Below are 12625 nucleotides of genomic sequence, written 5' to 3'. Positions count from 1 at the left end.
TTAATCAAGATCTAACAATGTCCCTATACATAGGCTTAATGTCTGGAACAAGCATGGATGGAATTGATGCTGCTCTGGTGGAGCTTCCTTCTAACCGCTTAGTGCACGGAATTACTCAACAATACAGCATTCATGTAAAGCAACGTTTAAAAGAATTAAGTGAAAAACAAGTGACCAGCTTACCATCAATTTGCCAACTCAATACTGAAATTGGTAGGGAATTTGCGGCGGCTGTTCATTCATTATTGCAAGAGGTGGGGCTTAAATACCGAGAAATTACAGCAATAGGAAGCCATGGTCAAACTGTATGTCATGATGCAGATGCATCAATACCCTACACCTTACAATTAGGATGTCCACATACCATTTCTTCATTAACAGGGATTACAGTGATAGCTGATTTTAGAACCAGGGATATTGTTCATGGTGGGCAGGGTGCTCCTTTTGCGCCTGTTTATCACGCGGAACTACTTAAGAATAAGCATGAGAATGTGGCACTTGTTAATATAGGTGGTATTTCAAATATTACGTTTATTGAACCCAATGGTTCAGTTAAAGGTTGGGATGTAGGACCTGGTAATTGCTTAATGGATGCCTGGATTGCGAAACATAAGAAGCAAGCTTTTGATAAAAATGGTGACTGGGCTAGTCAAGGTAAGATAATTCAGCCCTTATTAGATGATTTGCTACAGGATCCTTTTTTCTTAATGCAATCACCTAAAAGTATAGGGAAAGAATATTACTCGCTCATTTGGCTAGAAGAGTATGTGCGTAAAGAGTATAGTGCCGTGGATGTCCAAGCTACATTAGCAATGCTTACAGCTAAAGCTATAGCAGATGCAATTCGTGAGGAAGCTAAGCAAGTGAAAACGGTCTTGCTATGTGGAGGGGGCACACATAATACTCATCTAAACTCAACTTTAAGACGTTTATTACCAGAAATTTCTATCAAAAGCGTAGAGAATATAGGCATAAGCCCTGACTATTTAGAAGCAATGATGTTTGCATGGTTAGCCGCTCAAACCATGAATCAAAACCCAATTGATTTAACAAGAATTACTGGATCAAATAGGCCAAATCTTTTAGGTGCAATCTATCCTATACTAAAAGAATATTGACAAACCAAATCCCAATAGGGTTTAATTTATAACTTTTATCTAGAGTGATATAAAATTGACCGCACATTACAATGGTTCATCATCAGGCAAGGTGGGCGTATCGCTTTCAACGTCCTATTTTATTTTTTTTCTAGCAGCATCATTCTATTTGTATGAATTTATTTTACAGGTAGCACCTAGTGTGATGGCTGAATCTATGATGAAAACATTTGGCGTTACTGGTCAAGGATTTGGGGTTATATCTGCTTTCTATTTTTATGCTTATGCTCCAACTCAGTTACCAGCGGGTGTATTGTTTGATCGTTATGGACCTAGAAAGTTAATGACTTTCGCAATAGCCTTATGTGCATTTGGATCTGCTTTTTTTGCTTCTACGGATAGTGTATTAACCGCTTGTATAGGTAGATTCATGATTGGCGTTGGTTCAGCATTCTCCTTTATTGGAGTTCTAGTACTGATTTCTCGATGGTTTCCACCCTATTATTTTGCAATTTTAGCTGGTGTAGCTCAACTTATGAGTTCTGTTGGTGCAATGTTTGGTGAAATGCCCCTTGCTGCCTTTATTGATTTAGTTGGCTGGAGAAACGCAAGCTTTTTGTTATCAGCCATTGGTTTTGTACTAGCGATTTTGTTTTGGGTGTTTATTCGAGATTTCCCACATCAACAGACCCAGTCTATACCCGATCATTATCTACGAGACGAATGGAAGCGTCTGGTTGCTGTGTGTAAACATAGTTATACCTGGATTATTGGTGGGTATGCTTTTGCAATTTGGACACCTATCGCTGTATTTGCTGCTTTATGGGGCGTGCCGTTTTTACAAGAAAAATATCAGATTAGTGTTGTAGCGGCTTCTGGCTTATGCAGCATGATTTGGCTCGGAATTGGAATAGGAAGTCCGCTTCTGGGATGGGTGAGTGATAGGTTAGAAAGCCGACGAATTGCACTGATGTTCAGTGCCGTATTAGGTTTAGTGGCAACTTTAATGATCCTATACATGAATAGCCTATCCTATTACATGGCTTATGCGGTGTTATTCGTACTTGGCTTAGGAGCTGGTGGGCAAACCGTTAGTTTTGCTGTTGTCAAAGAAAATAATACTCCTGAGCTTGTAGGGACAGCTTCAGGGTTTAATAACCTTTCAGTATTAATTGGTGGTGCTGTATTTCAACCTTTAGTGGGTTATATATTGCAGCAAACAGGCACATGGCGAATAGAAAATGGTGTGCATGTTTATACCGTAGCAAGTTATCAAACTGCATTATTAGTGATGCCTTTGTGTTTTCTCGCGAGTCTGATTATCTCTGCATTTGTACTTAAAGAATCTCATCCGGCTAAACGGAAGTAGTGCAGAATTTCCGCTCCCTTACGGTCGCGGCTCGGTTAGCACAATCTTAATTCGAGCCTCGACCGTAAGGGAGCGGAGGGTTAATTCACTTTCCTTTTCACCAAAAAGGTAAGACCTATCAATAAAAGCGTTATCACTGCCACGCAATTCCAATACAGTGCTAAATGTAAATTATTATGCAATTTATAAAAAACATTAGCCACCTCAATGCCCAATGCGCCAATAATCATAACGCTTAAACTAACAACAGCAGAAGCAGTGCCTTTACTAACTGAAGTTACAAATAGGCAGTATCTATTTAAAGGAGCATTCAAGATACTGAGCGCAAAGAAATACAAGATTACTCCGGGTAGGATTAATTGATAGTGATTACCGTATAAATAGGGCAGTAATGCAGTCAAAACTAGCCCAGCTAGGATAAGAATACTTCCCAAGCAAATGATTTGCTCTAGTTTGTATTTATAGGTCAATTTGTGCAGAAACCAATTGCCCAATATAGTTGCTCCAAATACTGGAAGTTGCCACAGTGCATAATCGATTACACTCAACTTGGATTCTGCAATTAAGAGAATTGGGGAAATTGCAATCCAGGATATACATGGAATACCTACAAAGCCAGTAGCAAGCGCACTGAAACAAAATTTAGGGTTAGTGAGTAATGCTTTGTAGTTAGCAAACATGGCTTTCGCAGAAAAGTTTGCTTTTACAATGATTTGACCATCCTTTTTTAATTGGCCGATGGGTTCAGGCATAAATCGCCATAGGCCCCACAAAGCCAGAACAGCAAGCCCTGCAATCATGATAAATATTAGTCGCCATGTTGCAAAATGGATGATAACTGCACCAATAAGGGGTCCGAGGAGGGGGGCGAGAATTGCAGCGTTGGCCATGATAGCGATAAGGCGTACAGCATCCATTTCCTCAAAAATTTCTTGTATGGTGGCATACCCTATTACTCCAATAAAACATAGGCCCATTCCTTGAAAAAATCGTGCAAGCAAAAACTGCTCCATAGAATTGGAACAGGCAATGAACAGCGTAAATACAAGAAACAAGCTTGAACCCAATAACATCATAGGACGTCGACCATAGGAGTCAGACAAAGGCCCAAGAATAATTTGCAGACTAGCTCCACCTAAAATATAGACCGTTAATGACGTTGCAACCATTGTTTCAGGAGCATTAAATGACTTAACAACATTGATCATTCCAGGCATGATCATGTCGTTTGCGATGTAGGTTAGGAATTCATAAAAGACTAAAAAAACAGCGAATAATACTGCTTGTCGTCGTGTAATAGGTATCAGTGGTTCGGACATCGCTAAAGCCGTTGAAATTTATTGACAAAGGTCTATCAGTATATGATCTTAATTATAGATATGATAGTAATTTTCACAGCTTATTTAAAAGAAGAACCAATAAAGGATTTATTGTTCCCCATACAATAGTTATTGAATACGTTGCCTAAACTCCTGCAAATGTTTCTTATCGCTTTCAGATTCTAAATAGCACTTCAATTGCTCTATTTGGTGCAAATATTCCTCTTGATTTAGATTTCCCCGAATGAGTTCAAAACGTAAAAATACACAGTAAGTATTTAGCACGTCAGTTTCACAGTAATCTCTAATTTCTTTGAGTTGCCCCGCTTGGTATTGATCCCATACTTTTGAACCACTCATTCCCATTTTTCCGGGAAATCCGAGCATAGAAGAAATGTCATCGAGAGGTGCAAAGGCTTTGTTTTGATAGCCAGCAAGAATGTCCATTAAATCCATGTGCCGGTAATGAAAGCGGCTCAAGTAATTATTCCATTTGAAGTTCTGTTGATTATCCCCAACTTCCCAATAGATAGGAGCACTTATAGAATGCAGCATGGAGCGATAATGCAAGACAGGTAAATCAAAACCACTTCCATTCCAACTGACTAGTGTTGGTGTGTGCTTATCAATACCAGAATAAAATCGAGTGATTAACTCTTTTTCGTCTGATTTTTCATCGCCTAATGACCAAACTTTGATCTGAGATCCATGGCTAAGAACCAAGGATATGGCACAGATTTTTTGTAAATAATGAGGCAAAAAATCATTCCCTGTCTTTTCACGGCGAATTGCACTCATGGCTAGCGCCGTGTCATGATCGTTTAAATCACCAAGATTGTATAATTTTCTTCCCGAATCGACATCAGGAATTGTTTCTATATCGAATACTAGAATAGTCATCGGTAAATAAATGTTTAATTAAAAGAACAGTTTAACATGGTCTATACAAGATGTAATTAGCAGCGTGGAGACTGAGTTGATGGGATGAATGAAATGGGGACTGACCCTGAGGAATCAACTCCTATTATACTGCCCCAACTAATCTCTTCTCTGATGGTCAGTAAGCGAAGGTCCGGCGCTTCTCCTAATGGCGCTGCCTTAAGCATGGGAATTCGTGAAAGCGGTTAGTTTCGTATCCACTTGCTGACGCGCGCGGCTCGGTTCAATCCCTGCCGTGACTAGGATTTGATTCAGACAGCAAAGAAGAAACCGAGCTGCGCGCGTCAGCAAGCGGACCGTTGCGGGCCGTATAGAAGAACCTAAAGACACCTCTTAAGGCAGCGCCATTAGGCGAAACACCCGGCCTTTGGTATAAATGTCCCATTTAAAAAATGAGTCGATTCCTCAGGGACGGACCCCGCTGGGGTCCGTCCCTGGCTTTAGCGTTAACTCCCTTCATTCATTAAGAATAAATAGATTAAACCAATTGAATTTGCTAAAATCCGATAAATCGAAGCACCTAATTAATTTTATATAATAAAATCATGAAGTTAAAATTAATTCTACTCTTTCCAATGCTGATCCTTCTTACTGCTTGTGTGAGTAAACCTCCAGCTGATGTGAATAATATTTGCAATGTTTTTAAACAATACCCTAAGTGGTATAGTGATTCTAAAGATGTTGAACGTCGTTGGCGAGTCCCTGTTCCTGTCCAAATGGCTATAATTCATCAAGAATCGAAATTTGATGCAAAAGCACGACCACCCCGTACCAAATTATTAGGAATTATTCCTTGGAAACGTCCTTCCACGGCTTATGGGTATACACAAGCCTTGCACTCAACTTGGAATCAGTATAAGAAGATGAATGGATGGTTTTGGTCATCTAGAGATGATTTTGGTGATGGAGTAGATTTCATCGGTTGGTATGCTAATCAAGCCAATATTAAAGCAGGAATTCCTCGCTCAGACGCCTATTCCTTGTATTTGGCGTATCACGAAGGTATTGGTGGCTATCAGCGTAAAACCTATCTGCAAAAACCTTGGTTAATTTCTGTGGCACGTAAAGTCAAAGCCAAGTCACAACTTTACTCGATGCAATTGAATTCTTGCAATCAACCCTTAAAATCGAGACGGATGTGGTTTTAAAGTGATGTGATTCTAATCCCTAAATCCCTCCCCCCGTAGAAATAAAACATTTCCATATGTGCTAAAATTACTCATATATGCTTTGAAGTAGTTGGGGGGGCAACGTCGTGAAATCTAGAATTGAATTGCAAGATCGTATTGCTCTAATGCTTCAAAAGAAAACAGGACATGAATGGGTTGTGGGTGATTATGGTGTTAGTTACGACAGCAGATATAAATATCAAGATGACCAGGATAACCTCGAATTTGATCATTTATTTGCGGATATTAACCCTAAACCTAGAAAGGTAGAGGTTGTTCCTCAAATGCGTGGTCAACCGTCAACTATTAGAGCTGAGTATACCGGTACTGTAGAGTTACTTGGGTTATTAAGTAGGTTTGAGACAGATCCTTCATTGTACGATGGAGGCCTAAATTGCAACCAAGTTAAGGCAGATATACAAGTTAGAAATCAAAAAATAGCTGAGATGCTTACAGAAAAAATGGGAATTGTATGGACTAGTGATGAGGAAGGGGTTAAATGCGTGGCAATTATAGATGCAGAGAATTATACGAGTGGTGGCCAGAGGTTTCATGACATTATGGCGAAAATGGGAATTACAGCTGATGTAAGTGTACTTCCTACTAGTAGAGGCATGCCAGAGGGTAAGGTTACAGTTCATGCGAGCTTTAGTTCATTTGATTCTTTGTCTGAGCTTGATGCTATTATCAATAATTCTGAGATCCAAGAGCGCATTTTAAATCGACAATCTGGAATCGAGTTTCATGGGTTAACAAACTCTCAAGTGTTAAGTCCTATTCGGAAAGTGGATGAAAAAATGCCTTGCCCTGTCACACAGTTTAAACAACAATTAACTGAAATAAAGCCTGCTACAGTTAATGAGAGTTATCAACAGCAATTTTTTAGGGAGCATGCTAGATTATTGGCGCTTGATAGACAAGCTCCTTTCGGTTCATGGAGAAAAACGACCATCACAGAAGACAGCAAACAACAGATGAGTTTGTCGGAAATTGTAGAGCATGCCATGGAGTCGAAAAATCGCAGTAGGCAAGCCTGCATAAATCTGGGATGGATGAAAAAGGATGGTACAATCGCTGATACGGCTCCCAAAGAGGTTTTGGATTGTGTTTCCGAAATACAATCAAAAAAACAATCAGGTAATCGTCGTTTGTGCTAACTACTATTTCAACTAAAGTTGTAACTATTATACGCTTTCAAAAACTTACTGAGATTATATTGTATTTAGCTCTATTGTTTTTAATATAAAGATCATTAATATTAATGTCTGTGATATAATTAAGCCTATCAATTAGCGTGTTTTAGAGAATGATGGCCTACGTAAGGAGTTTTGGATGCGATTGATGCTGTTAGGTGGACCTGGTGCTGGTAAAGGTACTCAAGCCTCACTTTTAATTGAACGATATAAGATTCCTCAAATTTCAACTGGAGACATGTTACGTGCTGCCATTGCACAAGGTTCTGAATTAGGCTTAAGTGCAAAAGCAATTATGGACGCAGGTGGACTTGTTTCAGATAAGATCATTATTGGCTTAGTTGAAGAGCGATTAAAGCAGCCTGATTGTAAAAATGGCTTTTTATTTGATGGATTTCCTAGAACCTTAGTTCAGGCTGATGCCATGAAAAATGCCAGGATTCACCTCGATCATGTTATTGAAATAGCTGTTGATGATGAAGAAATTATAAAACGCATCAGCGGCCGTCGAATTCATCAACCCTCTGGAAGAGTTTATCATGTAGTGAACCACCCACCCGTCAATGCTGGAATTGATGACGAAACGGGCGAGCCATTAATTCAACGAGAAGATGACAAAGAAGAAACGATACGTAAGCGCTTGCAAGTGTATCATACCCAAACAGCTCCATTAGTGAAGTATTACAAAGATTGGGAACAAACTGGAGATGAAAATGCTCCTCGATTTCATACCATTGAAGGTGTTGGTACTGTAGAGCAAATATTTGATAAAATACTAACTGTTCTAGACCATGAGGGATTATCATGCCGAGCGAAACTATAAGAAGCAACGATTTTGAAACTTTAATTAGTGAAAATGAAATTGTGTTTATAGATTTTTGGGCCGCATGGTGTGCTCCGTGCAAACAATTCTCAAAAGCGTATGAGAAGGTCTCAGATGAATTTCCAAGTATAAAATTTGTTAAAGTAAATATTGAGGAGCAAAAGGAATTAGCGGATTTTTTTGAAATTAGGTCTATACCTCATTTAATGGTATTTAAAGACAGTATCGCAATTTATTCAGATGCTGGCAGCATACCAGAATCTACCCTGAGAGAGTTAGCTCAACAATCTCTTGATGCTGATGTCAGTGAAATACGGGCTCAACTTGAACAGGAACACTAGATCTGGACTTTAGATACTCTGCCAGTTCTTTTTTGCTGGTGTCGTCCATGGTCAATCCAAGTTTAGTTCTACGAAATAATACGTCATTGGCTTCAACTGCCCATTCCTCTAGAACTAGGTAATCAACCTCTACCTGGTACAAGGAATCACCGTATTTTTTGCCCATGTCTTTTTCGCTATTGCATTGGGATAAAAAAACCTCAGTATAACAACCATAACTGTTCAAATATCTATTTAATAGCTCTGGGTTTAGCCAGTGGTATTTATTCTTTGCATAAGCCATGTAGGTTGTAAAAGTCATGTCAAGATAGGTAGCTCCTGGAAGAGGGGTGTGTTTGGTTAAACATGGCTTCATGTTGGAAAAGAGCGGGGCAAGTTTATTAATGGATTCCTCAGCGAGCTGGCGGTAAGTGGTTATTTTTCCACCAAAGATAGTGAGCACTGGAGCGGGTTCGAGTGCTAGTTCATAAACGTAGTCTCGACTAAGAGCGCCCGCATCCTTACTTTGGTTAGCAATCAGAGGTCGTACACCACTCCATGAATAGACAATATCCTCTTTACCAATGTTTATGTTAAAATAGGTGTTCACCAAATCGGTTAGATAATCCATTTCTTCTTGGCTAATTTCTAAGTGATTTGCATCTCCATAAAATCTCACTTCGGTAGTTCCTATCATATGAAACCCATGATACGGTATAACAAAGACAACCCGATTATCGGCATTTTGTAAAAAATATGCCTGTTTACCTTCATATAATTTAGGAACTACAATATGGCTCCCTTTGATCAAGCTAATTTCTTGATGTACTGCAGTATTTGATAGTTTTGCTATCGATTGCACCCATGGGCCAGCAGCATTAATGAGACTTTTAGCCCGGACTGTATAACCTGCACCGATTTGTGGTTTTACACTAAGATGCCAAATGTGGTCAATGACATCTGCTTGAATTACCTTTTCACGTGATTTGATATGAGCTCCATGATTCTTAGCTTGAATTGCATTGAGAATCGTTAATCGAGAGTCATCCGTTGAACCGTCATAAAACAGAAAGCCACGATTAAAATTATCCTTTAGTGGATTAAAATAATTGTTTGTAATGCCTCTTCGTATGGATCTCGATTTAGGTAAGTGATTTAAACGGCTTAGATGATCATAAAAGAATAAACCTAAACGTAAAAGCCAAGCGGGCCTCATATGCTTTTGATAGGGCAGGACGAAGGATTGATCATGAACAATATGTGGAGCAACGTTTAAAAGGGTATGTCGTTCTTCTAAGGCTTTTTTTACTAGCTTAAACTCATAATGCTCTAAATATCGAAGCCCCCCATGGATGAGTTTTGTGCTACTGGAAGAGGTTTTTGAGGCTAAATCATCCTGTTCAAACAATATGACGGACAAACCTCTTAATGCGGCATCAGCTGCACATCCGCACCCATTGATGCCTCCACCAATAATTGCTATATCGTACACCTGATCCATGTTTTTATCTCCAAAAAAAGATTACACTGAATTAAAAGTACAGAGGGGATTAATTTAATAATGAACTATGTATTAGCAATAGATCAAGGGACAAGTAGTTCGAGAGCGATGATCTACAATACCAAAGGAGAGTTGATCAAAACTAGCCAATACCTTTTGACTCAATATTATCCAAATAAAGGGTGGGTGGAACACGATCCTGAAGAGATTTGGCAAAAAACACTTCAAGCGATGAAAGACGTAATCGCTCAAGTGGACGTTAAGAAAGTATTATGTTGCGGTATCACCAATCAGCGAGAAACAACTCTGATTTGGGATAAAACAACTGGCGAATGTTTAGCACCTGCTATTGTTTGGCAAGACAGAAGAACAGAAGAGTACTGTCAGTCTTTGTCTGCTCATTCAACGAGTATAATGCATAAAACTGGTTTGGTTATTGATCCTTATTTTTCAGCCAGTAAAATAAATTGGTTTTTAAAGAATAATCAACGCGCCAAGGATTTAGCCGCTAAGGGAAACTTAGCTGTGGGTACGATTGATACTTTCCTAATCTGGAGACTTACAAAAGGTGCAAAGTATTGCACTGATCTAACCAATGCTTCTCGAACCATGCTATTAAATATTCACTCTCAGAGTTGGGATAGTGAACTATTGGAGTTATTTCAGGTACCTGACTCTATTTTACCAGAAGTTATTGCATGTGATGGAGATTTCGGCTCCATTCATTCAGAACATTTAGGCCATGAAATCCCAATTACAGGTGTTGCGGGTGATCAACAAGCGGCTCTTATCGGGCAAGGTTGTTTCAAGGAAGGCATGATTAAGGCCACTTTTGGTACGGGGGGATTTCTGCTCTTAAATACGGGAAGACAGATAGTGGTTTCAAAAAATAAACTATTAACCACGATAGCCTACAAAATTAAAGATCAAATTGCTTATGGCCTTGAAGGAAGCATCTATCATGCTGGTACTACCGTTAAGTGGCTTCGTGACGAGATGAAATTGATAGCCAACGCTTCTGATACGGAAACATTGGCTAAAAGTTTAACGAGTAATGACGGTGTTTATTTGGTTTCATCCTTTACGGGTTTAGGTGCTCCTCATTGGCTAACGTTAGCAGGCGCATGCATACTAGGTTTGTCTCGCTCCACTACTCCAGCACATTTTGCAAGAGCCACTTTAGAGGGTGTGTGCTATCAGACACGAGAAATTTTGTCTTGTATGCGTGAAGAATTCAACACTGACTTATCTCTAATGAGGGTTGATGGGGGAATGGCTGTTAATCAATGGTTTTTACAATTTTTAGCGGATCAGTGTCAATTGATCATTCAGAGGCCTAAGGATATTGAGACAACAGCGCGAGGTGCTGCTGTATTAGCAGCAATTGGCTATGGGGTATTTGATTCGCTGGTTTCATTAAGCAAGATATGGGAGCTTGAGAAGGAATTTGAGCCTAGCATGGATAAAAAACGCATTGAGCTTGATTATCATGGGTGGATCAGAGCTTTGGATATGGTTAAAAGTGGGAAATAACTAATGCATTGAATATAACCTTGATTGAGGCAATATCTCTATCAAGGTTATACATGGAGATACATTTATTTTACGTCACGAATTTTCTCGCCAGTGTATAATTGGCGTGGTCTACCAATTCTAGACTTACTAGCTACCATTTCCATCCAATGACTCATCCAACCTACTGTTCTTGCTAAAGCAAAAACGACAGTAAACATGTTTGTTGGAATACCGATTGCGCTTAGTGTTAGTCCTGAATAGAAGTCAACGTTGGGATAGAGTTTTTTCTCAATGAAATAATCGTCTTCTAGAGCAATTCTTTCGAGCTCCATCGCTAATTTAAACAATGGCTCGTCTTTTGCTCCAACTGCTTCGAGCACATCATAGCAAGTTTTTCGCATAACCTTGGCTCTGGGATCATAGCTTTTGTACACACGATGACCGAATCCCATGAGTCTGAATGGATCATTTTTATCTTTAGCTCTTTTGATGTATTCCCCAATTCGGCTAACATCTCCAATTTCTTTGAGCATATTCAAACAAGCTTCATTGGCACCGCCATGAGCTGGTCCCCAAAGTGCGCCTATACCTGCTGAAATACAAGCGAATGGGTTAGCTCCTGTTGAACCAGCGAGTCTCACAGTCGATGTTGACGCATTTTGTTCATGATCAGCATGAAGAATAAAAATGGTATCCATAGCCCTAACAAGGACAGGATCAGGGGTAGATTCTTCAGAAGGCACTGCAAACATCATATGTAAGAAGTTTTCTGCGTAGCTCATTTTATTTTTAGGATACATGTAAGGCATACCTACAGAGTATTTATAGCTCATTGCTGCTAAAGTAGGCATTTTAGCGATAATTCTGATTGCCGAAATAAAACGATCTTGTGCATTATTGATGTCCATGGATTCATGGTAGAAAGCAGAGAGTGCTCCAACAATCCCCACCATAATAGCCATTGGATGAGCGTCTCTTCTGAAACCATTTAGAAATTGATACATTTGTTGATGAACCATTGTATGGTTATTGATTAAGCTAACAAACGTTTTCTTTTCTTCAACATTCGGTAATTCCCCATTAAGCAAAAGGTAGCTAACGTCTAGAAAGTCCTTTTTCTCAGCCAATTGTTCAATTGGATAGCCTCTATAAAGAAGTATCCCATTATCTCCGTCAATATAAGTAATTTTTGATTCACAGGAAGCAGTAGATAAGAACCCTTGATCAAAAGTAAAGACACCATGAGCACCAAGCTGGGTAATGTCAATTACATCGTTACCTAAGGTTGGAGTATAGATAGGTAAATCAAGTTCATCTTGCCCATTGATGCTGAGTTTAGCTGTCTTTTGAGTCATTGCTTCTCCTGTTCTTTTTATGCTG

The 12625-nt window shown here is 39.3% G+C and carries 11 protein-coding genes; 7 read left to right on the top strand and 4 right to left on the bottom strand.

Going from position 1 to position 12625, the window contains the following annotated elements; all coding sequences use genetic code 11:
• Window positions 1–17 precede the first annotated feature (17 nt).
• The gene (locus Lwal_RS03820; RefSeq protein ID WP_058479594.1) at window positions 18–1118 is read left to right on the top strand and encodes an anhydro-N-acetylmuramic acid kinase; all 1101 of its coding nucleotides are present in this window, start codon (window positions 18–20) and stop codon (window positions 1116–1118) included.
• A gap of 55 nt (window positions 1119–1173) precedes the next feature.
• The gene (locus Lwal_RS03815) at window positions 1174–2466 is read left to right on the top strand and encodes an MFS transporter (protein ID WP_058479593.1); all 1293 of its coding nucleotides are present in this window, start codon (window positions 1174–1176) and stop codon (window positions 2464–2466) included.
• 80 nt (window positions 2467–2546) lie between these two features.
• On the opposite strand, the gene Lwal_RS03810 is transcribed toward Lwal_RS03815, so the two are convergent.
• Together Lwal_RS03810 and Lwal_RS03805 are read right to left on the bottom strand one after the other, a co-directional pair.
• On the bottom strand, window positions 2547–3785 hold the full coding sequence (locus Lwal_RS03810) for an MFS transporter (RefSeq protein ID WP_058479592.1): 1239 nt from the start codon (window positions 3783–3785) through the stop codon (window positions 2547–2549).
• 129 nt (window positions 3786–3914) lie between these two features.
• The gene (locus Lwal_RS03805; protein WP_058479591.1) at window positions 3915–4685 is read right to left on the bottom strand and encodes a 3'-5' exonuclease; all 771 of its coding nucleotides are present in this window, start codon (window positions 4683–4685) and stop codon (window positions 3915–3917) included.
• A gap of 584 nt (window positions 4686–5269) precedes the next feature.
• On the opposite strand from Lwal_RS03805, the gene Lwal_RS03800 reads away from it, so the two are divergent.
• The 4 genes from Lwal_RS03800 (at window position 5270) to Lwal_RS03785 (ending at window position 8250) form a co-directional block, all read left to right on the top strand.
• Window positions 5270–5872 carry a transglycosylase SLT domain-containing protein gene (locus tag Lwal_RS03800; protein ID WP_058479590.1) on the top strand — a complete coding sequence of 201 codons (603 nt, stop codon included), beginning with the start codon at window positions 5270–5272 and terminating at the stop codon, window positions 5870–5872.
• 107 nt (window positions 5873–5979) lie between these two features.
• Window positions 5980–7050 (top strand): hypothetical protein, encoded by a 1071-nt coding sequence (locus tag Lwal_RS03795; protein ID WP_058479589.1) that lies wholly within the window; start codon window positions 5980–5982, stop codon window positions 7048–7050.
• A 175-nt stretch (window positions 7051–7225) separates the two neighbouring features.
• The gene (gene adk / locus Lwal_RS03790) at window positions 7226–7909 is read left to right on the top strand and encodes an adenylate kinase (RefSeq protein WP_058479588.1); all 684 of its coding nucleotides are present in this window, start codon (window positions 7226–7228) and stop codon (window positions 7907–7909) included.
• Window positions 7891–8250, top strand: coding sequence for a thioredoxin family protein (locus tag Lwal_RS03785; RefSeq protein ID WP_058479587.1), 360 nt, complete (start codon window positions 7891–7893; stop codon window positions 8248–8250). The genes adk and Lwal_RS03785 overlap by 19 nt, the downstream gene beginning before the upstream one ends.
• On the opposite strand, the gene glpD is transcribed toward Lwal_RS03785, so the two are convergent.
• A complete protein-coding gene (gene glpD, locus Lwal_RS03780) occupies window positions 8213–9730 on the bottom strand; it encodes a glycerol-3-phosphate dehydrogenase (RefSeq protein ID WP_058479586.1) in 1518 nt (505 codons plus the stop codon). The two genes, Lwal_RS03785 and glpD, sit on opposite strands and share 38 nt — an antisense overlap.
• Window positions 9731–9790: 60 nt before the next feature.
• On the opposite strand from glpD, the gene glpK reads away from it, so the two are divergent.
• On the top strand, window positions 9791–11263 hold the full coding sequence (gene glpK / locus Lwal_RS03775) for a glycerol kinase GlpK (protein ID WP_058479585.1): 1473 nt from the start codon (window positions 9791–9793) through the stop codon (window positions 11261–11263).
• A gap of 65 nt (window positions 11264–11328) precedes the next feature.
• On the opposite strand, the gene gltA is transcribed toward glpK, so the two are convergent.
• The gene (gene gltA, locus Lwal_RS03770) at window positions 11329–12600 is read right to left on the bottom strand and encodes a citrate synthase (RefSeq protein ID WP_058479584.1); all 1272 of its coding nucleotides are present in this window, start codon (window positions 12598–12600) and stop codon (window positions 11329–11331) included.
• Window positions 12601–12625 lie beyond the last annotated feature (25 nt).

Source organism: Legionella waltersii (assembly GCF_001468085.1).
In the GTDB taxonomy this organism is placed as follows: domain Bacteria; phylum Pseudomonadota; class Gammaproteobacteria; order Legionellales; family Legionellaceae; genus Legionella; species Legionella waltersii.
This window is presented reverse-complemented; position numbering and strand designations above follow the sequence as displayed.